General features: G+C 68.0%; 25 protein-coding genes. 16 read left to right on the plus strand and 9 right to left on the minus strand.

The window, feature by feature from the left end; all coding sequences use genetic code 11:
* Window positions 1–75: 75 nt before the first annotated feature.
* The 3 genes from AC3AP7_RS15290 to AC3AP7_RS15300 form a co-directional block, all read right to left on the minus strand.
* Window positions 76–387, minus strand: coding sequence for a high-potential iron-sulfur protein (locus AC3AP7_RS15290; RefSeq protein WP_475761497.1), 312 nt, complete (start codon window positions 385–387; stop codon window positions 76–78).
* Between the two features lie 129 nt (window positions 388–516).
* Window positions 517–1620 (minus strand): NAD(P)/FAD-dependent oxidoreductase, encoded by a 1104-nt coding sequence (locus tag AC3AP7_RS15295; protein WP_475761495.1) that lies wholly within the window; start codon window positions 1618–1620, stop codon window positions 517–519.
* Window positions 1621–1793: 173 nt separating this feature from the next.
* Window positions 1794–2780 (minus strand): AAA family ATPase, encoded by a 987-nt coding sequence (locus AC3AP7_RS15300; protein ID WP_475761493.1) that lies wholly within the window; start codon window positions 2778–2780, stop codon window positions 1794–1796.
* 266 nt (window positions 2781–3046) lie between these two features.
* Here AC3AP7_RS15300 and AC3AP7_RS15305 point away from each other — a divergent pair, with 266 nt between their 5' ends.
* The 13 genes from AC3AP7_RS15305 to AC3AP7_RS15365 all read left to right on the plus strand — a co-directional run bounded on the left by AC3AP7_RS15305 (window position 3047) and on the right by AC3AP7_RS15365 (window position 17362).
* A complete protein-coding gene (locus AC3AP7_RS15305) occupies window positions 3047–3556 on the plus strand; it encodes a hypothetical protein (RefSeq protein ID WP_475761491.1) in 510 nt (169 codons plus the stop codon).
* A 30-nt stretch (window positions 3557–3586) separates the two neighbouring features.
* A complete protein-coding gene (locus AC3AP7_RS15310; protein ID WP_475761489.1) occupies window positions 3587–4384 on the plus strand; it encodes an endonuclease/exonuclease/phosphatase family protein in 798 nt (265 codons plus the stop codon).
* Window positions 4385–4840: 456 nt separating this feature from the next.
* Window positions 4841–5611 (plus strand): ferredoxin--NADP reductase, encoded by a 771-nt coding sequence (locus AC3AP7_RS15315; RefSeq protein ID WP_475761487.1) that lies wholly within the window; start codon window positions 4841–4843, stop codon window positions 5609–5611.
* Window positions 5612–6087: 476 nt separating this feature from the next.
* Window positions 6088–6981, plus strand: a complete 894-nt coding sequence (locus tag AC3AP7_RS15320; RefSeq protein WP_475761485.1) for a sensor histidine kinase — start codon at window positions 6088–6090, stop codon at window positions 6979–6981.
* 10 nt (window positions 6982–6991) lie between these two features.
* Window positions 6992–7648, plus strand: a complete 657-nt coding sequence (gene rqpR, locus AC3AP7_RS15325) for a response regulator transcription factor RqpR (protein WP_475767765.1) — start codon at window positions 6992–6994, stop codon at window positions 7646–7648.
* 279 nt (window positions 7649–7927) lie between these two features.
* Entirely contained in the window at window positions 7928–9337 is a 1410-nt protein-coding gene (gene bcaP / locus AC3AP7_RS15330; protein ID WP_475767763.1) for a branched-chain amino acid transporter BcaP, read from the plus strand.
* Window positions 9338–9607: 270 nt separating this feature from the next.
* Window positions 9608–10108: a (2Fe-2S)-binding protein gene (locus tag AC3AP7_RS15335; protein ID WP_475767761.1), complete on the plus strand. Its 501-nt coding sequence runs from the start codon at window positions 9608–9610 to the stop codon at window positions 10106–10108.
* A 10-nt stretch (window positions 10109–10118) separates the two neighbouring features.
* Window positions 10119–12500 (plus strand): xanthine dehydrogenase family protein molybdopterin-binding subunit, encoded by a 2382-nt coding sequence (locus AC3AP7_RS15340; protein ID WP_475767759.1) that lies wholly within the window; start codon window positions 10119–10121, stop codon window positions 12498–12500.
* Window positions 12501–12515: 15 nt separating this feature from the next.
* Window positions 12516–13313: an FAD binding domain-containing protein gene (locus AC3AP7_RS15345; RefSeq protein WP_475767757.1), complete on the plus strand. Its 798-nt coding sequence runs from the start codon at window positions 12516–12518 to the stop codon at window positions 13311–13313.
* Window positions 13314–13654: 341 nt separating this feature from the next.
* Window positions 13655–14542 carry an AAA family ATPase gene (locus AC3AP7_RS15350; protein ID WP_475767755.1) on the plus strand — a complete coding sequence of 296 codons (888 nt, stop codon included), beginning with the start codon at window positions 13655–13657 and terminating at the stop codon, window positions 14540–14542.
* Complete coding sequence (locus AC3AP7_RS15355) at window positions 14539–15801, plus strand: vWA domain-containing protein (protein WP_475767753.1); 1263 nt, start codon at window positions 14539–14541, stop codon at window positions 15799–15801. Before AC3AP7_RS15350 ends, AC3AP7_RS15355 begins: the two co-directional genes overlap by 4 nt.
* Window positions 15792–16367 (plus strand): SRPBCC family protein, encoded by a 576-nt coding sequence (locus AC3AP7_RS15360; protein WP_475767751.1) that lies wholly within the window; start codon window positions 15792–15794, stop codon window positions 16365–16367. The genes AC3AP7_RS15355 and AC3AP7_RS15360 overlap by 10 nt, the downstream gene beginning before the upstream one ends.
* Window positions 16340–17362, plus strand: coding sequence for an XdhC family protein (locus tag AC3AP7_RS15365; protein WP_475767750.1), 1023 nt, complete (start codon window positions 16340–16342; stop codon window positions 17360–17362). The genes AC3AP7_RS15360 and AC3AP7_RS15365 overlap by 28 nt, the downstream gene beginning before the upstream one ends.
* 25 nt (window positions 17363–17387) lie before the next feature.
* Here AC3AP7_RS15365 and AC3AP7_RS15370 read toward each other — a convergent pair whose 3' ends face one another.
* Both AC3AP7_RS15370 and AC3AP7_RS15375 read right to left on the minus strand, forming a co-directional pair.
* Complete coding sequence (locus AC3AP7_RS15370; RefSeq protein ID WP_475767748.1) at window positions 17388–18413, minus strand: serine/threonine protein kinase; 1026 nt, start codon at window positions 18411–18413, stop codon at window positions 17388–17390.
* Window positions 18414–18482: 69 nt separating this feature from the next.
* Entirely contained in the window at window positions 18483–18695 is a 213-nt protein-coding gene (locus AC3AP7_RS15375; RefSeq protein ID WP_475767746.1) for a hypothetical protein, read from the minus strand.
* A gap of 632 nt (window positions 18696–19327) precedes the next feature.
* Here AC3AP7_RS15375 and AC3AP7_RS15380 point away from each other — a divergent pair.
* A complete protein-coding gene (locus tag AC3AP7_RS15380) occupies window positions 19328–19510 on the plus strand; it encodes a hypothetical protein (RefSeq protein ID WP_475767744.1) in 183 nt (60 codons plus the stop codon).
* Window positions 19511–19521: 11 nt separating this feature from the next.
* On the opposite strand, the gene AC3AP7_RS15385 is transcribed toward AC3AP7_RS15380, so the two are convergent.
* A complete protein-coding gene (locus tag AC3AP7_RS15385) occupies window positions 19522–20559 on the minus strand; it encodes a fatty acid desaturase (RefSeq protein WP_475767742.1) in 1038 nt (345 codons plus the stop codon).
* Between the two features lie 190 nt (window positions 20560–20749).
* A complete protein-coding gene (mgrA, locus tag AC3AP7_RS15390; protein WP_475767740.1) occupies window positions 20750–21793 on the minus strand; it encodes an L-glyceraldehyde 3-phosphate reductase in 1044 nt (347 codons plus the stop codon).
* A gap of 246 nt (window positions 21794–22039) precedes the next feature.
* Between mgrA and AC3AP7_RS15395 the strand changes: the two genes are divergently transcribed.
* Window positions 22040–22246 carry a DUF3185 family protein gene (locus tag AC3AP7_RS15395; RefSeq protein WP_475767738.1) on the plus strand — a complete coding sequence of 69 codons (207 nt, stop codon included), beginning with the start codon at window positions 22040–22042 and terminating at the stop codon, window positions 22244–22246.
* 47 nt (window positions 22247–22293) lie between these two features.
* Here AC3AP7_RS15395 and AC3AP7_RS15400 read toward each other — a convergent pair whose 3' ends face one another.
* Entirely contained in the window at window positions 22294–23055 is a 762-nt protein-coding gene (locus AC3AP7_RS15400; protein ID WP_475767736.1) for a phytanoyl-CoA dioxygenase family protein, read from the minus strand.
* Window positions 23056–23422: 367 nt separating this feature from the next.
* Between AC3AP7_RS15400 and AC3AP7_RS15405 the strand changes: the two genes are divergently transcribed.
* Window positions 23423–23821 (plus strand): hypothetical protein, encoded by a 399-nt coding sequence (locus AC3AP7_RS15405; protein WP_475767734.1) that lies wholly within the window; start codon window positions 23423–23425, stop codon window positions 23819–23821.
* Between the two features lie 229 nt (window positions 23822–24050).
* Here the strand turns inward: AC3AP7_RS15405 and metK are convergent, their stop codons facing one another.
* Window positions 24051–25238: a methionine adenosyltransferase gene (gene metK, locus AC3AP7_RS15410; RefSeq protein ID WP_475767732.1), complete on the minus strand. Its 1188-nt coding sequence runs from the start codon at window positions 25236–25238 to the stop codon at window positions 24051–24053.
* Between the last annotated feature and the right edge of the window lie 41 nt (window positions 25239–25279).

Genomic DNA, 25279 nt, shown 5'->3' on the forward strand with positions numbered 1-25279 from the left:
GCAAACCCGCGGCATGCGCGAACAGCCCACCCAGCACACCCGGCGCGCCCGGCACACTCGCCGCGCCGCTCCTGCTCACGCCTTCTTGTTGTACGCGCTGCACCAGCCCCTGGACGACACCAGCTTGCCGCCGAACATCGGACACGCGCCCCACGGGTCGCTCGCCTTGCCCTGATAGAAGCTGCAATTGCCGCAATCCTGGCCGGCGGCGTACTTCGCAAACTTCGCCTTGTCGACCTTGCTGGCGTCTTCCTTGTAGCCGAGCGCAACGGCGGTCGGGTCGCTTTCGGAAACTTTCTGCGGCGCGGCAAAGGCCTCGCGCGATAGCGCGAGTGTCGACGCGACGCCGATGCTCGTGATCAGAAAAGTACGGCGGGATGATTTCATGGGGACTCACTCCATTGGTTTTGTCATGAACCGGACGCCGTTCTCACGACAGCGTTTCCCAAGCATAACAATGAAGCCGCCCGGCGTGGCGCCACAAATGCCGGAGATAAGCGAAACGGTAGCCCGCCCCTAGCGCCCGACGAGTTCGCACACGCGCTGCGCGATCGCAAGCGACGCGGTGAGCCCCGGCGACTCGATTCCGAACAGATTGACGAGGCCGCGCACGCCATGCGCGGCCGGCCCCTGGATCACGAAGTCGGCCGCCGGTTCGCCCGGCCCCGACAGCTTCGGACGGATGCCCGCATAGGCGGGCTCCAGCGCGCCGTCGGGCAGCCCCGGCCAGTACGCGCGGATCGCCGCATAAAACGCCTCGGCGCGACGCGGATCGACGTCATAGCTGATCGCGTCGATCCACTCGACGTCCGGTCCGAAGCGCACCTGGCCGCCGAGATCGAGCGTCAGGTGCACGCCGAGCCCCGCCTCGTTCGGCATCGGATAGATCAGCCGGCTGAACGGCGCCTTGCCCGAGATGCTGAAGTAATTGCCGCGCGCGAGATAAAGCGGCGGCACGTGGCGCGCGTCGAGGCCGCGGATCTTGCGCGCGAGCGCATTGGCCTGCAGGCCCGCGCTGTTGATCACGTGATGCGCGGAAATCGTGGTGGGCGCGGCGCCCCCCACCCGCACGACGAAATGCCCGTGGTCCGCATCGATCGACTCCACCGGCGCATGAAACGCGCAGACCGCGCCGTCGCGCTGCGCATCGCCTTGCAGCGCGAGCATCAGCTGATGGCTGTCGACGATGCCGGTATGCGGCGAAAACACCGCCTCGACGCACTGCAGCGCGGGTTCGAGCGCCTGCGCTTCCGCGCCGCCGATACGGATCAGGTCGAGCACGCCGTTTTCCCGGCCGCGCGCGAGAATGCCTTCGAGCTGCGGCACCTGATTGCGCGCGGTCGCGACGAGCAGCTTGCCGCAGCGCGCATGCGGCACACCGCGCGCTTCGCAATACTCGTACAGCATCTCGCGTCCGAGCACGCACAACGTTGCCTTCAGCGAGCCGCGCGGGTAATAGAGCCCCGCGTGGATCACCTCGCTGTTGCGCGAACTGGTGCCGACGCCGATCGCTTCACCGGCTTCCAGTACGATCACCTCGCGCCCGCGCGCGGCCAGCGCGCGCGCCACCGCGAGCCCGACCACACCCGCGCCGATCACTACCGATTCGATCTGATCCATGTCCGTTCGCGCGGCCAGCCGCGCCGCGCGCTGCGTTGTTCATCCGATGTCGAGAATGACGGCAGGCGGCACGCGCAACGCGTGCCGCACTGCCCGATCCCTGCATTGCACTCACTACGATTGTACGTCGCTGGCGGAAAACATACGCCCGCGTCCCGACCGCGCGCGCTGCGCTACGCGGCGCGAAAGCCCATCGGCTTGCGCCGGCAGCCGTAATCGAGCCGGATGTCCGCCGCGGCGATCGCATCGCGCCCGTCGATGCGCGCCGCACCGAAGCCGTTCAGGATCGCACGCCGCATTTCGCGCGGCGACGCGCCCTGCAGGACGTCGAGCGCATCGTCGCCGAGCTGCGCGGGAAAACGCAGGCCCCAGTTGTGCGCGCAACGAATCTCGTCGTAGATGGTCTGCGCGATGCGCCGCGCGCCCGCCTCGTCCGGCGACGGAATCTCGTAGACGTTCATGCGGTTGAGGATCGGCTCCGGGATCGCGCGGGCATCGTTCGCCGTCGCGATCCAGATCACGTGGCCCGCGTTGATCGGGATCTCGGCGAACTCGTCGATGAAGCTGCGCGCGGTGTCGTGCTCGAGCAGCGCGTAGAGCGCGCCGAGCGGATCGTACTGGGCGTCGCCGGTGGCCTTGTCGATCTCGTCGACGGTCATCACCGGGTTCGCGTAGCTGCCGTGCACGAGCGCCTCGAAGACCTTGCCGGGCTTCGCGTTCTTCCATTGCGACGAGGCGCCCGACAGGATCCAGCCGGCAGTCAGCGAGCTCATCGCGACGTAGTGGCAGGACGTGCCGAGCAGCCGCGCGAGCTGCTTCGCGAAATGCGTCTTGCCGATGCCCGGATCGCCGAGCAGCAGGATCGGCATCAGTTCGAGCCGGTCGTCGGTTTCGAGGCACAGCGCCACCTGCTTGCGCACGTCGTCGAGCGGCTCGGCAAAATTGGGCAACTGCGCGACCAGATCGCCGATCGACGGCATCCGGTTCGGCTTCACGCAGAAGCGCAGATTGCCGACCTTCAGCATCTTTTCGTACGTGCCGCGCAGTGCATCGTTCGCGCCTTCACCCAGTTCGTTCAGCGCCGCCTCGACCTGTTCGAGCTCGTAGACCTTGCTGAACGAAGCCACTGCAATTTCCTGTTTCACCATGGCTGTCGTCATGATTCACCCCGTCGTTCCAGTCGTGCCGCGCCTGCGTCGCCGCGACGATTTCAGTGTATCGGAGCAATATCCGTGCGCAAGCGAGCAGCCGGGCGAGGCTGCTGCTAACACCGCCGCCCGTTGAAGCGGCACGGCGCGTCCCCATCTGGGAATGCAGCCGGATGAACCTGGCCGATGCCGCCGTGTCAGAAAGGCGTTGCGTCCATCAGGCGTAAGATGAACACGTGTCGCGCTGCCTGACGCAGCGCTGCGGGGAGCCGCCGGCCATGTCGAAAAAGAGTCTCGTTGCGTTGCATGCACTGCTTGCGTTGCTGCTGGGCGTGTGGACGCTCGCCGATGCGCAGCAGCCCGCCAGTCCGCCAGTCGTGCAGTGGCAGCTCGACGTGATGCGCGACGGCCAGCAGATCGACACCTTCGACGGCAACACCACCGTCGGCCAGTCGCAGACGGACACGCACCATCACGTGGTGCAGCACGACGTCGGCTGCAAGGACAGCCCCGGCGGCAGCATCGATCTCGCCCGCACGCTGACGGTCTCGCCGATCTCCGCCGACGCGAGCAGCGTCACGCTCGCCATCGACGCGCACGAAACGCTCGAAGGCGACCGCCCCGCGCATACCGACACCGGCTGCGCGCTGCCGCCGCAGCCGCGCCTCGTGACCGCCAGCCACCCCGGCCTGCGGATCCCGGCGGGACAATGGGCCAGTTGGACGATCGTCGACAGGAATCCGAGCCTCGTGTATCGCGCGCGGGCCAGCGTCGCGAGCCAACCCTGACACATCAACGAACCCCGTAGACCACGCGGCATGCGAAACCCCGAAGAACGCCCTCGCGAATACGCGCAGCCCAAAGATTTCCTCGCGGTCAGCTGGAATCTGCACAAGGGACGCACGCCGCTCGGCTTTCATGCATGGCAGGCCATGCAACGCTGGGTCCAGTCGACCCACGCCGACGCCTATTTCCTGCAGGAAGCCATGGCGCGGCGCATCCCGGCGCCGATGCTGTCGGACGGTTTCGGCGCGCCGCTGCGCGACCCGCTCGCGGACGTCTGGCACTGCCAGGCCACGGAAATCGCGCGCGCCGCCGAGTTGCAGATCGCGCTCGGCCCCAACGTGTTCAAGCCGTCCTGGCGCCACGGCAATGCGATCCTCTCGCCACACCCGCTCGATCTCGGCGGCCGCTGGGACATCTCCGCGCACCGCTTCGAGCGGCGCGGGCTGCTGGTGGCGCGCGCGACGTTCGCGGGCCAGTCGGTCACGCTGCTGTGCGCGCATCTGGCGCTCACGCGCGCCGCCCGCCTGCGCCAGATGCACTGGATCGCACACTGGATTTCGCGCGAGGCGCCCGAAGGCCCGCTCGTGCTCGCCGGCGACTTCAACGACTGGCGCAACGACTCGGTGCCGCTCTTTCGCGAGCACGGTCTCGACGAAGTCGCGACGCTGCTCGGCGAACCGGCGCGCACGTTCCCGGCTTTCTCGCCGGCGCTCGCGCTCGACAAGATGTTCGTGCGCGGGCTGCGGCCGGTCGAGTGGATACCGCCCGCCCAGGAAACCGCGTGGCTGTCCGATCACCTGCCCTACGTGGCGCGCCTGCGCATCGGCTGACGGACCGGGCGCACAACGCGCTGCGCTTTTCCGCGCTGTTCGGGCTCAATTCGCGCGTATTCGAGCCGTTTCGGCCGGGTTTGCCTGTTTCTTCAGCAGGGTCAATGCTGCAGCGCGCGACGGGTTTCGGTATCATCGCGACCAGAGTCGTTGTTCAGGGCCCACGCCTACCGGCGCGCCGGCCCGCCGCGCACGAAGGTCGCGCCACGCGGGCGCAGCCCTCGCCCGTTTCGCGGCTGAATCCCAGCCGCCCCCCTGCCGACCGGCCTCGCCGCCGCCGCGCCCGAACCCCGTGTCCCGCCGGACACCCGGCCCCCGGTGCGCCGCCTCGCGGGCGCAAGCAAGGTAAAATAGCGGATTGCGCGTCATTTTCCCCGCCAGCGGGTTGGCGCAGCGTCGCCCGTGCCGGCCGGCTCTTTGTCTGGCCGTATTTGTTTTCGCACCCTACACGAAGCCATGAGCAACCTGAATCCACAAACCGTCCTGAGCGTCCATCACTGGACCGATACGCTATTCAGCTTCACCTGCACGCGCGACCCGTCGTTCCGCTTCGACAACGGCCAGTTCACGATGGTGGGCCTCGAAGTCGAAGGCAAGCCGCTGCTGCGCGCATACAGCCTCGCAAGCGCGAACTACGAGGAACATCTCGAGTTCCTCAGCATCAAGGTGCCGGACGGCCCGCTCACGTCGCGGCTGCAGCACCTGAAGGTCGGCGATCCGGTGCTGATCGGCAAGAAGCCGGTCGGCACGCTGGTGGCGGACAACCTGCTGCCGGGCAAGACGCTGTGGCTGCTGTCCACCGGCACGGGCCTCGCGCCGTTCATGTCCATCATCAAGGATCCGGAGATCTACGACCGCTACGAGCGCGTGGTCCTCACGCACACGTGCCGTTTCGTGGACGAACTCGCCTACAACGAGTACATCACCGACCACCTGCCGGCCCACGAGCATCTCGGCGAACTGGTGCGCGAAAAGCTGGTGTACTTCCCGACCGTCACGCGCGAGGCTTACCAGAACCGCGGCCGCGTCACCGAGCTGATCGAAACCGGCAAGCTGTTCGCCGATCTCGGCGTCGAGCCGTTCTCGGTCGAAAACGACCGCATCATGCTGTGCGGCAGCCCGCACATGCTGCGCGACACGCGCAAGCTGCTCGACGACATGGGCTTCAAGGAAGGCAGCAACAACGAACCCGGCCATTACGTGGTCGAAAAGGCGTTCGTCGGCTAAACCGCCCGTGCGCCGCGCGCGGCCTCGCGCCGTGCGCCCGACCCCGCCGAAACCGGAGCCTCGCGCTCCGGTTTTGCTTTCCGGGCTGCGAATCGTGCCGCCCGGCTCCGCTGCAGTTACAAATTCCGCTCAACGGACCCGCTCCGCGTGTCAGGATTTTTCCTACATGCAAAACCCGAGTGACATTTCAACCTTTGCTTGAAATATGTTCGCTAAGCCCTATCGGAACTGCATATTTTCTTTTTTTAAGATATGATCCGAGCCGTTGACCGGTCGTTTTGACCCCTTGGACGGCGCCTCGGCGCCATGTAACCGAACGTAACTTTCGTTACGTCACAGCGTAGCGATTCTCTGTCGCGTGCGGGGTTGCGCGAGGCAAACCGGAAGGTTCGAGCTTTCATGAGCAGCCCGTTGTCCTCGCGCGGCCAATGCGCGCGGGATCTCCAATAGCAGTTGGCATCGTGAGCGGGAGAATCATGGATACGTCGATGATCGTGCCGATCAGCGCTCATGCCTCATCCTCCGTCGCAAGCGACGGGGCGCAACGCCCGGGCCTCGCGGCTGCCGCCGCGCCCGCGGGCGTCGAACCGTGCGCCGGCGAGGCGCGCGGCGCGGCGCTCGAAATCGCCCGCCTGCGCGCCCGCGTGCGCACGCTCGCCGCCGAACTCGTGCAGGCGCAGGAAGCCGCCTGCCAGCGCGCCGCGCGCGAATTGCACGACAGCGTCGGGGCCGAGCTGACCGCTACCCGCTTCGCGCTTGCCGGCGTCGAAACCTGGCTGCCCACCGACGCGCCGCCGCAATGCGCAGCCGCGCTGGACACGGCGAACCGCTCGCTCGACGCGGTCTGCGACGCGATCCGCGAGGCCGTCGCGCAGTGGCACGCGCCGTCGCTGGACGCCGGCATCGTCAGCGCGCTCGCGCATTGGACCGGCGACTTCGCCGCGCGCACCGGCTTGCGCACGAGCTTCGTATGCGCCGCCGATCTGCGGCTCGCGCGCCTGCCGGCCGAAGCGGCCATGGCAGTGTTCCGGGTCGCCCAGGAGGCGCTGAACAACGTCGCACGGCATGCGCGCGCAAACGCCGCCGACGTGCGCCTCGACGTCGGCCGCCGGCATCTGACGCTCGTCGTCAGCGACGACGGCGTCGGCATCGCGCCGCGCACGCGGCCGGCGCGCGGCCACTTCGGCCTTGCCGGCATGCGCGCGCGCTGCGCCGCCTTCGACGGCACGCTGCAGGTCGCCCCGCGCCGCCAGGGCGCCGAGCCGTGCCGCGGCACCACCGTGCGCGCGCGTTTCGCGTGGGACGCGATCCTCGCCGACGCCCCCGCTGCCGCGCGCCGCGTCGCGAGCGGCGCGCCGCAACGCTCGTGAGGATGCCCCGATGACGCTGCGCATCCTGCTCGCCGACGATCACGTCGTCGTCCGCCAGGGCGTACGGCAACTGCTGATCGACCGCGGTGTCGCGCTCGAAGTCGCCGAGGCCGAAAACGGCGCCGAAGCGCTCGCTGCGGTCGCGAAGCACGCGTACGACGTGATCCTGCTCGACATCTCGCTGCCGGACATGAACGGCGTCGAGGTGCTCAAGCGCGTGAAGCGCAAGACGCCGCGCACCCCGGTGCTGATGTTTTCGATGTACCGCGAGGACCAGTACGCGGTGCGTGCGCTGAAGGCGGGCGCGTCCGGCTATCTGTCCAAAACCGTCGACGCCGCGCAGATGATCGGCGCGATCCAGCAGGTCGCCGCCGGACGCAAATACGTGAGCCCGGCGATGGCCGAGGCGCTGGCCGATTACGTGTCGTTCGACGGCGAGCAGTTGCCGCACGAGAAGCTCTCCGACCGCGAATATCAGACGCTGTGCATGCTCGCGTCGGGCAAGCGGCTGACCGACATCGCGGCGGCGCTGTCGCTCTCGGTGAAGACGGTCAGCGTGTACCGGACCCGACTGCTCGAAAAAATGAAGCTGCGCAACAACGCCGAACTCACGTTCTACGTGATGAGCAACCGGCTCGTGGACCTGAATCCCGCGATCGGCGGATAGCGGCGTATCGCCGCACGCGGCGCGGCGCCCGCGCCGCTGCAACCAGGTGAATCCGCCGCCGCCCCGACCATATCTCGAAAAAGCCTTGCGCGGTGCCGGGGCACGCTGCCATGACACCGCCGAATCCGCGCGCAGCCCAACCGGATTTCCCTCGCGCCTCGCGTCCCGAACCGCTCGCTTCGCCCGGTCGGCGTGCGCGAATCCGCTAGAATTCAGGGTTTTCCCGATGCATGTTGCGCCCACCGCGGCGCCCACCGCGCGTTTCCGATTCCCGCTCCCATGTCCCTGTTTCGCAAGAAAAGCATCGAGCAGATGCTTGCGGCGCGCGCCCAAGGCGCCGGCCTCAAAAAGGCGCTCGGCGCGCTCGATCTGACCTTCCTCGGCGTCGGCGCCATCATCGGCACCGGCATTTTCGTGCTGACCGGCACCGGCGCCGTGCAGGCCGGCCCGGCGCTGACGGTGTCGTTCGTGATCGCGGCCATCGCCTGCGCCTTCGCGGCGCTCGCCTACGCGGAGTTCGCGTCCACCCTGCCCGTGGCCGGCTCGATCTATACGTACTCGTACGCGACGCTCGGCGAACTGGCCGCGTGGATCATCGGCTGGGACCTGATGCTCGAATACGGGCTCGCCACCTCGGCTGTGTCGGTCGGCTGGTCGGGCTACCTGCAGTCGCTGCTGGCCGGCTTCGGCCTGAAGCTGCCGGTCGCGCTCAGCGCCGCGCCGGGGGCGCTCGCCGGCCATGCGACGCTGTTCAACCTGCCGGCCTTCCTCGTGATGATGCTGATCACCGCGGTGCTGTCGGTCGGCGTGCGCGAGTCGGCGCGGATCAACAACGCGATGGTCGCGATCAAGGTGACGGTCGTGCTGCTGGTGATCGCGGTCGGCGTATTCCACGTCCGTCCCGAAAACTGGCATCCGTTCATGCCGAACGGCTGGCATGGCGTGTTCGGCGCGGCGGCGGTGATGTTCTTCGCGTTCATCGGCTTCGATTCCGTTTCATCCGCCGCCGAGGAGGTGAAGAACCCGAAACGCGATCTGCCGATCGGGCTCATCGCGTCGCTCGCGGTGTGCGCGGTGCTGTACGTCGCGGTCGCCGCCATCGTCACGGGCATCGTGCCGTCCGGGCAATTCGCGAACAACCTGGCGCACCCGGTTTCCTACGCGCTGCAGGTGGCGGGCGAGCGTTGGGTCGCCGGCTTCATCGACCTCGGCGCGGTGCTCGGCATGCTGACCGTGATTCTCGTGATGGCGTACGGCCAGACCCGCATCACCTACGCGATGTCGCGCGACGGGCTGCTGCCCGCGCCGCTGTCGAAGCTGCATCCGCGCTTTGCGACGCCGTTCCTCGCCACCTGGCTCATCGGCCTGATCTTCGGGCTGATCGGCGCGCTGGTGCCGCTGAACGTGCTGGCCGAGCTGATCAACATCGGCACGCTGGCGGCGTTTTCGATGGTGTCGATCGCCGTCCTCGTGCTGCGCAAGACCCATCCGGCCCTGCCGCGCGCGTTCCGCTGCCCGGGCGTGCCGGTGGTGCCGGTGCTCGCGGTCGCGTCGTGCCTGTTCCTGATGCTGAACCTGCAAAAGACGACGTGGCTCGCATTCGTCGTATGGCTGCTGATCGGCATTGCGGTTTATTTCGGCTACTCGCGCCGCCACTCGCGCCTCGCCGGCGACCCGCGCGCACGCTGAGCACGAGCCCACCCGCAGCGTCTCGGCCGCCGCCACGACAAACGGCACGCCTGCCCCGCAGGCGTGCCGTTTTCTCTTTGACGCATCGCACGCGCGCGACCGGCTTCGATGGCAGCCCCGGGCGATTTGTGCTTTACTTTTCGTTGGAACCATAAAAAGTACCAACCAAAAGCACCAGAAAGCACCAACCGAAGCGAGCCCCCAGGCAGGCAGACGGTAGTGGCGGTGAATGGGGCCCGCGCCGGTCTCGATCCCCCAAGGAGACAGTTCATGGCGATCAGCATCAGTCTGACGGTCAACGGCGCGTCCGTGACCGCCGATGTCGAACCTCACACCCTGCTTGTCCAGTTCCTGCGCGAACAGCTACGGCTCACCGGCACCCATATCGGCTGCGACACCGCGCAATGCGGCGCCTGCACGGTCCATCTGGACGACCGCGCGGTCAAGGCGTGCAACATCCTCGCCGTGCAGGCCGACGGCGCGCAGGTCACGACGATCGAAGGCCTTTCGCCGAACGGCGAACTGCATCCTATGCAGGCCGCATTTCGCACGTGCCACGGCCTGCAGTGCGGCTTCTGCACGCCGGGAATGGTGATGAGCGCCAGCGCGCTCGCGATGCAATACCCGGCGCTCACCGAAGCCGACGTGCGCGCGCAGCTCGACGGCAACCTGTGCCGCTGTACCGGGTATCACAACATCGTCAAGGCCGTCCTCGAGGGCGCCGCCGGCATGAAGGCCGGCGCGCACGCCACCGCCAAAGCGACCGCTTAAGGAGCCGACGATGAACGCACCCGAATCGCATCCGTTGATCGGCAGCCCCGTTCAGCGCAAGGAAGACTATCGCTTTCTGACCGGCAGCGGCCAGTACACCGACGACGTCGTGCTGGCGCAGCAGACCTATGCGGTGTTCCTGCGCTCGCCGCATGCGCACGCGCGCATCGCCCGCGTCGATACCGGCGCGGCGCTGAAGTCGCCGGGCGTCGTCGCGATCTTCACCGGCGCCGACCTCGCCGCCGACAAGGTCGGCGGCCTGCCGTGCGGCTGGCTGATCCACAGCATCGACGGCACGCCGATGCACGAACCGCCGCACCCGGTGATCGCGCACACCAAGGCGCGCCACGTCGGCGACCAGGTCGCGCTCGTGATCGCCGAATCGGTGAAGGCCGCGAAAGACGCGGCCGAGCTGATCGAAGTCGACTACGACGAACTGCCCGCGACCGTCGATACCGCGCATGCGGCCGACCCGGGCCAGCCCGCGGTGCACGACGAGGTGCCCGACAACATCTGCTACACGTGGGGCCACGGCGACAAGGCCGCCACCGACGCCGCATTCGCGAAGGCCGCGCACGTGACGACGCTCGACATCGTCAACAACCGCCTGATCCCGAATGCGATCGAGCCGCGCGCGGTGAACGCGAGCTACTCGCCGCAGGACGACAGCTACACGGTGTACGTCGCGAACCAGAACCCGCACGTCGAGCGGCTCCTGATGGCGGCGTTCGTGCTCGGCCTGTCCGAGGCGAAGCTGCGCGTGATCGCGCCGGACGTCGGCGGCGGCTTCGGCTCGAAGATCTTCCTGTATGCGGAGGACGTCGCGCTCACGTGGGCCGCGAAGAAGATCCGCCGGCCGGTCAAATGGACCGCCGAGCGCTCCGAATCGTTCATCTCCGACGCGCACGGCCGCGATCACGTGACGAAGGCCGAACTCGCGCTCGACGCGAACGGCACCTTCCTCGGGATGCGCGTGCATACGACCGCGAACATGGGCGCCTATCTGTCGACCTTCGCGTCGAGCGTCCCGACGATCCTGTACGCGACGCTGCTCGCCGGCCAGTACGCGACGCCCGCCATCTACGCGGAAGTGAAGGCGGTGTTCACGAACACGGTGCCCGTCGATGCGTACCGCGGCGCCGGCCGGCCCGAGGCGACCTACGTGGTCGAGCGCCTCGTCGAGACGGCGGCGCGCGAGATGAACCTCGATCCGGCCGAACTGCGCCGGCGCAACTTCATCCGCAGCTTCCCGTATGCGACGCCGGTCGGCCTCACCTACGACACCGGCGACTACGAAACCTGCCTCGCGCGCGCACTCGAACTGGCCGACGTGAAGGGCTTCGCCGCGCGGCGCGCCGCCTCGGAGAAGAACGGCAAGCGGCGCGGGCTCGGCTACTCGTGCTACATCGAAGCGTGCGGCCTCGCGCCATCGAACATTGCCGGTGCGCTCGGCGCGCGCGCCGGGCTGTTCGAAGCCGGCGAAGTGCGCGTGCATCCGACCGGCTCCGTCACCGTGTTCACCGGCTCGCACAGCCACGGCCAGGGGCACGAAACGACCTTTGCCCAGGTGGTCGCGGACCGGCTCGGCATCCCGCTGGAGAACGTCGAGATCGTGCACGGCGACACCGGCCGCATCCCGTTCGGAATGGGCACCTACGGTTCGCGCTCGATCGCGGTCGGCGGCTCGGCGATCATGAAGGCGCTCGACAAGATCGAATCGAAGGCGAAGAAGATCGCCGCGCACCTGCTCGAAGCGTCGGCCGACGACATCGAGTTCCACGACGGCGTGTTCCGCGTCGCCGGCACCGACCGCACGAAGACCTTCGCCGACGTATCGCTCGCCGCGTACGTGCCGCACAACTATCCGCTCGACAAGCTCGAACCGGGCCTCGACGAAAGCGCGTTCTACGATCCGACCAACTTCACCTATCCGGCGGGCGCGTACATCTGCGAAGTCGAGGTCGACCCCGATACCGGGGCGTGCAGCATCGAGCAGTTCACTGCCGTCGACGACTTCGGCAACGTGATCAATCCGATGATCGTCGAAGGCCAGGTGCATGGCGGCCTCGGCCAGGGGATCGGCCAGGCGCTGCTCGAACGCTGCGTGTACGACAACGACAGCGGCCAGTTGCTGACCGGCTCGTACATGGACTACGCGATGCCGCGCGCGTCCGATCTGCCGAGCTTCACCGTCGAGACCGCGAAGGGCACCCCCTGCACGCACAATCCGCTCGGCGTGAAAGGGTGCGGGGAAGCCGGTGCGATCGGCTCGCCGCCCGCGGTGATCAACGCGCTCGTCGACGCGCTCGCGCCGCTCGGCGTGAAGGATCTGCAGATGCCGGCGACACCGCATCGCATCTGGTCCGCGATTCAAGCCGCGCAACAACCCTGAACGGAGCAAGCCGACATGTACTCATTCGACTATCAACGCGCGGCCGATCCGAAAGCGGCCGTCGCAGCGCTCGGCGGCGACAGCGAAGCCAAGTTCCTCGGCGGCGGCCAGAGCCTGTTGCCGACGATGCGCCTGCGCCTCGCACAGCCGTCCAGGCTCGTGGACGTCACCCGGATCGACGCACTCAAGGCAATTCGCGTCGACGCGCAAACGGTGACGATCGGCGCGGCCGTCTGTCACGCGGATGTCGCCGCGCACCCGGACATCCAGCGCCTGCTGCCGGGTCTCGCGCATCTCGCGGGCCACATCGGCGACCGCCAGGTGCGCGCGCGCGGCACGCTCGGCGGCTCGCTCGCGAACAACGACCCGGCGGCCTGCTACCCGGCCGCGGTGCTCGGGCTCGGCGCGACTGTCGTCACCGACCGGCGGCGTATCGCGGCGGACGATTTCTTCGTCGGCCTGTACGAAACCGCGCTCGAACCGGACGAGCTGATCACCGCGGTCGAGTTTCCGCTCGCCGAACGCTGCGCGTACGAGAAGTTCAACAATCCGGCTTCGCATTTCGCGCTGGTCGGCGTGTTCGTCGCCCAGCGCGCGGACGGCGTGCGCGTGGCCGTGACCGGCGCGGCCGCGTCGGTGTTTCGCGCGCATGCGCTCGAAGCGGCGCTGACCGCGAACTTCGCGCCATCGGCCGCGCGCGCGGTGACGATCGCGGCCGATGACCTGAACACGGACATGCATGCGAGCGCTGCCTATCGCGCGCACCTGATTCCGGTGCTCGCCGCGCGCGCGGTCGCGCAAGCGACCAGCTAGCGAACCGCGCGGCGCGCGCCTGCCGCCGCGTCGTCGGGGGCTTCGGGGCTTCGGGGCTTCGGGCTTCGGGGCTTCGGGGCTTCGGGGCTCCGGCGCTTCGGGCGCTTCGGGCGGTTCGGGCGGTTCGGGCGCTTCGGGCGCTTCGGGCGGTTCGGGCGGTTCGGCGGTTCGGGCGGTTCGGCGGTTCGGCGGTTCGGCGGTTCGGCGCTTCGGCGCTTCGGCGCTTCGGCGCTTCGGCGCGGCAGCCCGACGCGGGGCCCGGTGCGTCCGGGCCGTTTCGCTTCGCTCTGTTTCGCTTCGCTTCGTTTAGACCGCGCAGTTTCGTGTTCACAGGAAGATTCATGCAGCCCGCCTCGATTGACGACACCCTCGCGCAACTCGCCGCGCAAGACTATTACGCGAACCGCGAACTCGCGACCGCGCTGTTTCTCGCGCTGCGCATGGAGCGGCCGCTGTTTCTCGAAGGCGAACCGGGCGTGGGCAAGACCGAACTCGCAAAGGCCGCGGCCGGCATGCTCGGCACATCGCTGCTGCGCCTGCAATGCTACGAGGGGCTCGACACCGCGAGTGCGCTGTATGAATGGGACTACCCGCGCCAGATCATGGCGCTGCGTCTCGCCGAAGCGGCCGGCGAGACGCCCGGCAACGACACGCTGTACCGCAGCGAATTCCTGCTGAAGCGCCCGCTGCTGCAGGCGCTGCTGCCCGACGAGCATCACCCGGACGCACGCCGCGTGCTGCTGATCGACGAGATCGATCGCGCCGACGAGCCCTTCGAGGCGTTTCTGCTCGAACTTCTTTCGGACTTCCAGGTATCGATTCCCGAATACGGCACGGTGCGCGCGGCCCAGCCGCCGCTTGTCGTGATGACGTCGAACCGCACGCGCGAAGTGCATGATGCGCTGAAGCGCCGCTGCCTGTATCAATGGATCGGCTATCCCGAGCGCGATCGCGAGCTGGCGATCGTCGCGGCGCGCGCGCCGCAGACCGGCGCCGAGCTGCAGCGCCGCGCGGTCGATTTCGTGCACCGGCTGCGCGGCATCGACCTGTTCAAGGCGCCGGGCATCGCCGAGACGATCGACTGGTGCCGCGCGCTCGCCGCGCTCAGCGTGAGCGAGCTGGATCCGCAGTCGGTGCAGGATACGCTCGGCGTGCTGCTGAAGTATCAGGACGATCTGGCGCGCGTCGACGCCGCGCAGATCGCGCAATGCCTCGCGGTTGCGCAATGAAACCGGCCAGCGCTGTCATCGACGCACCCCGCGCGCCGCAGGCGCCCGCGACGTTCGCACGCAACGTCGTGCATTTCGTGCGCCTGCTGCGCGGCGCCGGCCTGCCGATGTCGCCGGCGCATGCGGTCGATGCGATCGCCGCGCTGCGCTGGATCGATCTCACGCGGCGCGACGACGTGAGGGCGGCGCTTGCCGCGTTGCTCGTCTCCGCGCCGGACGAGCGCGACATCTTCGACGCCGCGTTCAGCCTGTTCTGGCGCGATCCCGACTGGGAGGGCAAGCTGCGCGCGCTGCTGCTGCCGAAGGTAAGCAACGGCATGCCGCCGCCCAGGCGCAACAACCGCCTCGCCGACGCGCTCGCCGCCCGCCAGCCGCCCGCGCGCAAGCCGCACGACGCGCCCGGCGGCGGCGCGCAGGCATCGCACGCGCACGTGACGTTCAGCGCCGAGGAACGCCTGCGCCACCGCGACTTCGACACGCTCAGCGCCGACGAATGGCGCACGCTGCGTCATGTGATCCGCAGCCACCGCCTGCCGCTCGCAACCGAGCCGACCCGGCGCCTGAAGGCCGCCTCGCGCGGCACGCATGCGGACCTGCGGGCAAGCGCGCGCCACGCGGTGCGCTCCGGCGGCGACTGGACCGTCTGGAAGTACCGCGCCGTGACCGAGCGCAAGCCGCCGCTCGTGCTGCTGCTCGACATCTCCGGCTCGATGAGCGCCTATTCGCGCGCGGTGCTGTATTTCTGCCACGCGCTGCTGCAGTCGCGCGAACGCCTGCAGGTGTTCCTGTTCGGCACGCGCCTGACGAACGCCACGCGCGCGCTGCGCGAGCGCGACCCCGACGTCGCGATCGCCGCGCTCGCCGGGCAGGTGCTCGACTGGTCCGGCGGCACCCGCATCGGTGCCTCGCTCGCCGAGTTCAACCGGCGCTGGGCGCGCCGCGTGCTGAACGGCCGCGCCACCGTGCTGCTCGTCACCGACGGCCTCGATCACGAAGCCATCCCGCTGCTCGATGCGGAAATGGCGCGGCTGCGGCGCTTCGCGCATCGCATCGTCTGGCTCAATCCGCTGCTGCGCTATGGCGGCTTCGCGCCGAAAGCGCGCGGCGTGCAGGCGATCCTGCCGCATGTCGACGCGCACCGGCCCGTCCATAATCTCGACAGTCTCGCCGCCTTCGGCCGCGACCTCGCACAGCTGGCGCGCATGCCGCGCGCGTCCGGCCGGCGTACGATACAAACAGGAGACGTCCGATGGAACTGACCGAAAGCTACACGCTGCCCGTGCCGCAGCAGCAGGCGTGGGAAGCGCTGAACGATACCGCGATCCTGCGCGAGTCGATTCCCGGCTGCGAGAGCATCGAAGCGGATGGCGAGAACGTCTACCAGGTATCGATGCGCGCCGCCGTCGGGCCCGTGAAGGCGCACTTCAAGGGACGTATGATGCTCACCGACGTCGACGCGCCGCACACCTACACGATCGTGTTCGAGGGGCAAGGCGGCGTCGCCGGCTTCGGCAAGGGCTCGGCCACCGTGACGCTCGAAGCCGACGGCGAAGGGACGACGAAGCTCACCTACGGCGCAACCGCGCAGGTGGGCGGCAAGCTCGCGCAGATCGGCTCGCGGCTCGTCGACAGCGCGGCGCGCAAGATGGCGAGCGAATTTTTCAAACGCTTCACCGCGCAGCTCGCCGGTGAAGACAACACGGCAGCCGACGACGACGCCGCCGCTACCGGGGACGTCGAGGCGGCCGGGTCGACCGGCGAGAACCCCGACGGCGATCAACCGAAAAGGAAGCGATCATGGAAAGCGTGGATCTCGAAGTCCTGAAGTCCAGCGCCCGCTGGCTGGAACAGGGACATCGCGCGCTGCTGGTGACGGTGGTCAAGACGTGGGGCTCGTCGCCCCGCCCGGAAGGCGCGATGCTCGCCGTGCGCGACGACGGACTCGTCGTCGGCTCGGTATCGGGCGGCTGCATCGAAGACGATCTGATCGAGCGCGTGCGCCAGCAGGGCATTGCACAGACGCGCCCCGAAGCGGTCAAGTACGGCATTTCCGCCGAGGAGGCCCACCGCTTCGGCTTGCCGTGCGGCGGCACGATCCAGCTCGTGCTCGAACCGCTCACGCCCGCCAGCGGCATCGCCGCATTGTGCGAAGCGGTCGAAGCGGGCCAGCTGGTCGCGCGCACCGTCGAAATGACGAGCGGCAGCGCGCAGCTCGGGCCCGCGCAGGCCACCGACGGCGTGCACTTCGACGGCGCGCGCCTGCTGACGATCCACGGGCCGCGCTACCGGATGCTCGTGATCGGCGCGGGCCAGTTGTCGCGCTACCTGTGCCAGATCGCCGTCGGGCTCGATTATCACGTGACCGTCTGCGATCCGCGCGAGGAATACACGGACGCATGGGACGTCCCCGGTACGAAGCTCGTGCGCACGATGCCCGACGACACCGTGCTGGACATGAAGCTCGACGAACGCTCGGCGGTGATCGCGCTCACACACGATCCGAAGCTCGACGATCTCGCGCTCATGGAGGCGCTGAAAACGCCGGCATTCTATGTCGGCGCGCTCGGCTCGCGGCGCAACAACGCGGCGCGCCGCGAGCGGCTCAAGGAATTCGATCTCAGCGAACTCGAACTGGCGCGCCTGCATGGGCCCGTCGGGATCTACATCGGCAGTCGCACGCCGCCGGAAATCGCGGTGTCGATCCTCGCGGAAGTGACGGCGGCGAAGAACGGCGTGTCGCTGCCCGAACTGCTGCGGGTCGAGGGCGCGAAGGCCGCGCGCGAAATCGCCGCCAACGACGGCACGACCTGCAGCGTGTAGCGTCGGCCCCGCACCGGCGCGTCAGTCAGACCGGCCAAAGCGGCTCTTCCTGCATCGCGCCGAGTTGCTCGCGCATCTCCAGAATCCGCTCTTCCCAGTAGCGCTGCGTGTTGAACCAGGGAAACGCCGCGGGAAACGCCGGATCGTCCCAGCGGCGCGCAATCCATGCCTGATAGTGAATCAGGCGCAACGTGCGCAGCGCTTCGATCAGATACAGTTCGCGCGGCACGAATTCGCAGAAGTCCTCGTAACCCGCCAGCAGGTCGGTGAGCGCGCGTGCTGCTTCGCTGCGCTCGCCCGGCAGCAACAGCCACAGGTCCTGCACTGCCGGCCCCATCCGGCTGTCGTCGAAGTCGACGAAATGCGGACCCGCGTCGGTCCACAGCACATTGCTCGGATGGCAGTCGCCATGCAGGCGCAGCATGCGGATCTCGCCGGCGCGCTCGAATGCGCGCTCGACACCTTCGAGCGCCAGGTTGACGACCGTCTCCCACGGCGTGCGCAGATCGTCGGGCACGAAGCGGTGCGACAGCAGGAAATCGCGCGGTTCGTAGCCGAAGGTCGCGATGTCGAGCGTGGGACGCGCCACGTAGGGCTGCGTGTGGCCGAGCGCATGAATGCGGCCGATGAAGCGCCCGAGCCATTCCAGCGTATCGCGCCGGTCGAGGTCCGGCGCGCGGCCGCCGCGCCGCTCGAAAATCGCGAAGCGATATCCGTCGAACGCGTGCAGCGTCTGTGCGCCGAACGCGCGCGCCGGCACGGCCGGAATCTCGCGCGCGGCCAGTTCCGCGACGAACGCATGTTCTTCGAGAATCGCCGCATCGCTCCAGCGGCCGGGCCGATAGAACTTCGCGACAATCGGCGCGCTGTCTTCGATGCCGACCTGATAGACGCGGTTCTCGTAGCTGTTGAGCGGCAGCATCCGGCCGTCGGTGCGCAAACCGGCCGTGGCGAGCACGCTGTCGAGTGCGTCGAGCACGCATTCCGGCGTGAGCCGGGCGAACGGCACCGCGTCGGCGGCGCCCTGCTGGGAAGGAGTGTTTTCGTTCATGCCCGCATTGTGCGCCGCGCGGCCGTCAAAGACGAGCGGCACAGCGACACGGCGGACATGCATGCGGGGCTAATGAACCTGCGCGCCCGCCGGGCGAACCGTTTCGCCGGTATCGATCAGATCCTCCAGGAAGAAGGGCTCGGTGTTCAACTGCTGCGAACTGCCTGGTTCGCCTGCATACCACGCCACCATCGCCATGTCGCCCAGAATGCGCATGACGATTCCGCGCGCTCCGTGAGGCACCGCAATATGCACCGACCGGACGATAGAACCGACTTGCATGATGTTTCCCCGTTCTCCAAAAGCCATCGCGACGCACGGCGCGTGCTGCCTCGGCCACTCCAACCGCGCCGCCGTGCCTGATCACGTTGCGTACGCACCCGATTTTCTCCGCCTCCTCGCGCAGCGGGCTTGTCTTATTGTTCCCGCTTTGCGCGTTCTGGGAAAGCGCGAACTGATGTCCGTTCCGGCCTCAGTTCGGCGTCTGCCCACCGGAGAGCGGCAGTCGAATCGCAACTGCACGGCCCTACTGTACCGCACTGCGAAGGTTCATCCTACTTTCGCGGCCTTGCGCGCGGCTGTCGCCGTCCACCGGACGCGGCGGCATTCGAATGCGCGCGCCCATGCGCGCATGCGTGGCGCCGGCGAGCGACGCACGAAAGCGGCGAAGGCAGCGAAAGCGGCAAAATAACCGGCGGAAACGCGCAACCCGCTCGCGGACCGCCGCAAAGCGAAACGCACCGCCGATCGAAACCTCGATGTAAGAAAACGCGAGGCCTCTCCACGCGGCCCGCTTCAGCCGCGCCGCGCGGCAAACGGTTCACCAGCCGCCGCGCGCTCGCCTATACTCGAAACACGGGCACGCAAGCTGCGAACGTCGCCTGCATCACGATGCCGATCACAAGGAGACACGCATGACGTACTTCACGATCGCCGATTTCGTTCTGATCATCCCGATGGCGCTTGCCGGTGCGTTGTTCGTCGGCGCGATCCCCTGCAAATCCGAGTTCAGGCACAACGTGTTCCGGCTGATCGGCGCGCTGCTGGGCGTCGGTGTCGCGGTGCTGCTCGTCGAGGGCCTGCCCGCGCTGGTCTGAGGCAGGTTGCGTCAGCGCATCGTCGGATCGGGGGCGTGCGGCCCGCGAAACTGGCGCAGCGCGCTGGCGAAATAGCCCGGCTCGCGGGCGTCGTGCGGCTGCGTGTCGTGCGGCTGCGCGTCGTGCGGCTGCGCGTCGTGCGACGCGCGCGCGAGCGCCGGCAGCGCGCGCCAAGGCAGCGTCGGATGCAGATGATGCAACCGGTGCAGATGGTGATTCATCAGGATGCCTTGCCAGATACGCGGCACGCGAAAATTGCGCGCCCGTCCCGGCATGTCGAGCGGCACCCCGTGATGCGGCAGATTATCCGCGAGCGACAACCAGACGCCGCGCAGATAGACCGTCAGCACCAGCACCGGCCACGCGGCGCCGTACCGATACGACGACAGCGCATAGAGCGCGAGCGTCAGCAGCGCGTCGCCGCGAATCCGCGCGCGGCGCGCCGGATCGCTCGCAAAGCCGGCGAAAAGCCGCTCGACGTCGGCCCCCGCCGGTCCGTGTGCGCCGATCGTGCGCTGCAGGATCGCGCGCGCGAATCGCACCGGCAAACACGCCAGTAGCGGCACGATCAGTTCTCCGACATACAACCCGCCCAGCAGGCGCATGTAATAGACGAGCCGCGCGCGCCAGCGCGGCTCGCCGGACGCCACGACGTCCGGACGATCGAACGCCTCGCGGGTAAAGCGGTGATGCATCAGGTGTCCAAAGCGTACTGCGTCGTAGGGCAGCGCGAGCGCAATCGATAGCGCGCGCGCCACCGCTTCGTTCAGACGGCGCCCGGCAAACAACTGGCCGTGGATCGCTTCGTGAATCAGGCCCCAGTGAGTCGGCGTCAGCACGACGACCGGCACGACGAGCCACCACGCCGGCGCCCCCCACGCATGCAGCAGCCACGGCAGCCCGGCCAGTTGCAGTGCGAGCGCGAGCACCACCGGTATCAGCATGGCGAGGTTCGCACGCGCATCGATGGCTGCGCGCTGCGGCGAACGCCGCGCTGCCGCGTCTGTCTGCGGCGCCTGGGTGGGTTCGTTTGCCGCGCGTGGCTCCATCGTTGCTCCGTCGTCACGATTACGCCCGCGAACTTAGCAGCGGCATGTGACAGCGGGAAGAACGCACCACGCGCGGAATCGCGCAGCACGGATGGCCGCGCAGAAAAAAGAAGCCGCCCGAAGGCGGCTTGCCGGCGACACATGGGCCGCGCGCGGCGCATGCGCAACGCGCGCCGTCAGCCGGTCGGGCTCAGATGTCCTGATCGGTGGACGGCTTCTCCCACAGGTTCACGCCGCCTTCCGTCGCGTGGCGGTCGATCTCGGCCAGTTCCTCCGGCGAGAACTCAAGCTGCTTCAGCGCGGCGACGTTCTCGACGATCTGCTGCGCCTTGCTCGCGCCGATCAGCGCCGACGTCACGCGACCGCCGCGCAGCGTCCAGGCGATCGCCATCTGCGCGAGGCTCTGGCCGCGGCGCTGGGCGATCTCATTGAGCTTGCGTACATGATCGAGGTTCGCCGCGCTCAGGTGCTCCTCTTTCAGCGACCCGCCGCCCGCCTTGTTCACGCGCGCGTCCTGCGGCACGCCGTTCAGATACTTGCCGGTCAGAAGCCCTTGAGCAAGCGGCGTGAACGCAATGCTGCCCACGCCGGTGTCGTCGAGCGTATCGAGCAGTTCGCGCTCGATCCAGCGGTTCAGCATGTTGTAGGCGGGCTGATGGATCAGCAGCGGCACCTTGTATTGCGCGAGCAGATGCGCCATCTCACGGGTCTTCGCCGCCGAATACGACGAGATGCCGACGTACAGCGCCTTGCCCTGCTGCACCGCGCTCGCGAGCGCGCCGGCGGTTTCTTCGAGCGGCGTGTGCGCGTCGAAGCGGTGCGAATAGAAGATGTCGACATAGTCGAGACCCATGCGCTGCAGGCTCTGATCGAGACTCGCGAGCACGTACTTGCGCGACCCGCCGCCCTGGCCGTACGGGCCGGGCCACATGTCCCAGCCGGCCTTCGTCGAAATCAGCAGTTCGTCGCGATACGGCCTGAAATCTTCCCGGAACAGGCGGCCGAAATTGATTTCAGCGCTGCCGTACGGCGGGCCGTAGTTGTTCGCGAGATCGAAGTGCGTAATGCCCAGATCAAATGCGGTGCGCAGAATGTCACGCTGGACCGACAACGGCGTCGTGTCGCCGAAGTTGTGCCACAAGCCGAGCGACAGCGCCGGCAGTTTGAGGCCGGATTTGCCGCACACGCGGTACTGCATGTCCGAATAGCGCGCTGAAGCTGCTTCGTAAGCCATTGCCTGAGTCCCTGGAGAAGACGGTGAATGAGTCGCCTGGCGGCCGCGATCCGGCGCCGCTGCGCGCGCGGTCACTACGGCCGCGCGAGGGGCGAGGTGTAAATCGACGTGCAAATCGAGGTGCAGATGTTAGCCAATTGTGCAAAGACGTGCAGATGTCCAGTATGCGGGACGTCTGCGCAACGCGGGTAGACGCAGGCGGCCCGCGTCGCCTACACTGCCCGCTTACCTTACGGGAGGAAAGCTATGGTCAGGGCGATCTCGCTCGCGTTGGTGGTCGGCGGCGTCATCTTGCTGTACTTCGGCGGCATGGCATTTCATTCGCTCAGCAGCGACGTGTCGCGCGTTTTCACGGGCTCGCCCAGTAACAAGGCGATCGCGCTGATCGCGGGCGGCGTGGTCGCGACAGTCGCCGGCCTGATCGGCTTCGCGACGTCGGCCGGCAAGCGCTAGCGCCCGCGCGCCGGCCGGCAAACGCGGCAAGCGGCCGCGCGCGGCGCTCAGAAATCCACGTCCGGCTTGGCTGCCGAACGCGAACCCGGCAGCGGCGGATTGCTCGCGCCGTGGTACGTGTAGACAAGCGAAAACTTCACCTGCTCGCTGCGGTTCTGGCCCGCGGAGTGCAGCGTGTTGCAATGAAAGAACACCACGTCGCCGGTATCGAGCGCCGGCGACACGGCCGTCTGGATCAGCGCCTGATTCTCCGGGAGATCGGCGCGGAAAAATTTCGCGTCGTCGAATCGGTCGGACGTGAAAATCTCGCGATGCGAACCCGGCACGAACCACAGCGCGCCGTTATCGACCGTCTCGGGCCCGAGCGCGAGCCATACCGACACCAGGTCGTCGCGCGCAAACGACCAGTAGCGCGCATCGCGATGCCAGCCGGTGAGGCTGCCGTAGGCCGGGTGCTTGGTCATCATGCAGTTGTGATGCGCGCGCGACAGACGCGGCGCCTCGCCGAAATACAGCGCCATCCAGCTGCGAATTTCCGGCGAGATCGCCCAGCCGGCGAACCCGGGATCGCGCGCATACGCGTCGAGCAGCCGGCGCACGGTGTGGCCGCCGGGTGCGTTCTTCGATTCCGGCGCGCCCGGATAACGCAGGTCCGCCTCGAACTCGACCGGCGCGGCCGCTTCGTCGAGCTGGCGCTGCGCGACCGCTTTCAGCTGCGCGCAGCGCTCGGGCGAAACCAGTCCGGGAACGACGACAAAACCCTGCTCCCGCAGCAGTTGAACCTGTTCTTTCTGTGAATGGACTGACATGAGGTATTCCGCAACCTGGTTCGCGGGCCGTTTTTCACTGTTCACCGACCCTAGCATCTGCGATTGTAAAACGGGCGCGACCCGCGTGCGGTGCACCACGCACGGCGCAAGGGCATCGCTGCACGCAAAGCGGTCGCAAAGGGACGGACCCGCGCGGGGTAAACCGACTTTCTGACGTCATGAATCGCGTGTAGCCTGATGGGATGTCGCTTGTCAGATACACCGCTTTTCCCGCGGCCCGGCCCTGCGTGGTCGCTGCCGCGCATTCCCGCCCATCACAGGGTGCGTGTGCGATTTCCGCTGGCATGATGGGTGCTGCAGTCTGCGGCGTCCTCTCTCCGCCCGGCACGCGCCCCTCTCCGAAGCCATGCAAACGTCCCTGAGCACCCGTCTTGTCCCGGCCGTCCTGAAGGCCGCCCGTCCCGTGCGCCGGCAGATCGTGCGCGCGCTGCGCCATCACGCGGCGCGTACCCGCGCGCTCGCCATCCAGTGGCGCGACGCCAGGCCCGCCGACAGCATTCGCACGTGGTTCCTGACCTTTTTCGCCGCGCTGCGCACGCAAGCCGGCTCGCGCCGCTTTTCGCTGCGCACGCTGCTGCACCGGCCGACGCCGCACGAGGCGGCGCGCGCGTCGCGCACGGGCAGTGCCGCGCCGCGCGCAGCGAGCGCCATTCAGCGCGCGGGCAACGCTGCACCGCGCGCGGTTGCGCGCCGTCCCCAACGGCTCGCGGCAGCCAGCGGCTGGTACGGTTTCGCCGCGCGCTAGCGGCGGCTTGTGCCCGCCGTCTCGCCGCGCCGGCCGTTTTTCCGAGGCCCCAAACGACACAGCCCGATCAGCGGACGCCGATCGGGCTGTTGCGATCGCAAGGGGATCGTGGCGATACCCCGCCGATTGCCTGGCGATAACCTGCGTAAGTGGCTCGGGCGGCGCTAACCCCGCATCGCCCGGCTGCCGCTGAACGGGGCAGCCGCGCGGCGGGCGCCGCCCCGCCGGCTTACGCGAGAGCGGCCACCGGCTCGGTGCCTGCCGCTTCGGCAAGCGTGAGCGCCTTGTCCGCGGCTTCCCACGTGAATTCCGGCTCCTCGCGGCCGAAGTGGCCATACGCGGCGGTTTTCTCGTAGACCGGACGCAGCAGGTCGAGCATCTGGATGATGCCCTTCGGACGCAGATCGAAATGCTCGGCAACCAGGCGCGTGATCGTCGCATCCGACACCCGGCCGGTGCCGAACGTGTTGACCATCACCGACGTGGGCTGCGCCACGCCGATCGCATACGACACCTGGATCAGGCAGCGCGATGCGAGGCCCGCGGCGACGATGTTCTTCGCGACATAGCGGCCCGCGTACGCGGCCGAGCGGTCGACCTTCGACGGATCCTTGCCCGAGAACGCGCCGCCGCCGTGCGGCGCCGCGCCGCCGTACGTATCGACGATAATCTTGCGGCCGGTCAGCCCGCAATCGCCTTGCGGCCCGCCGATCACGAAGCGCCCGGTCGGGTTCACGAGGAACTTGATGTCGCCCTTGATCAGCTCGGCCGGCAGCGTCGGCTTGATGACCTCTTCGATCACCGCTTCGCGCAGCACGGAAAGCTCGATGTCCGGCGCATGCTGCGTGGACAGCACGACGGTGTCGATCGAATGCGGCTTGCCGTCGACGTAGCGCACCGTGACCTGCGACTTCGCGTCCGGGCGCAGCCAGGGCAGGCGGCCGTCGCGGCGCAGATTGGCCTGGCGCTCGACCAGCCGGTGCGACAGGTGGATCGGCAGCGGCATCAGTTCGGGCGTTTCGTCGCACGCGTAGCCGAACATCAGGCCCTGGTCGCCGGCGCCCTGGTCGAGGTTGTTGTCGTGCGCGCGGTCGACGCCCTGCGCGATGTCCGGCGACTGCTTGTCGTACGCGACCAGCACCGCGCAACCGCGGTAGTCGATGCCGTAGTCGGTGTTGTCGTAGCCGATGCGCCTGATCGTGTCGCGCGCGACCTGGATGTAGTCGACGTTCGCCGTGGTGGTGATTTCGCCGGCCAGCACGACGAGGCCGGTGTTGCACAGCGTCTCGGCGGCGACGCGCGAGTATTTGTCCTGCGTGAGGATGGCGTCCAGGATCGCGTCGGAAATCTGGTCGGCAACCTTGTCGGGATGCCCTTCGGAAACGGATTCGGACGTGAAGAGATAGTCGTTTGCCACGTTGCGGACTCCAGTTTGGCGGTTACGGTTGAGTTTCACGT

It is taken from the genome of Paraburkholderia sp. PAMB 6770, assembly GCF_057748135.1.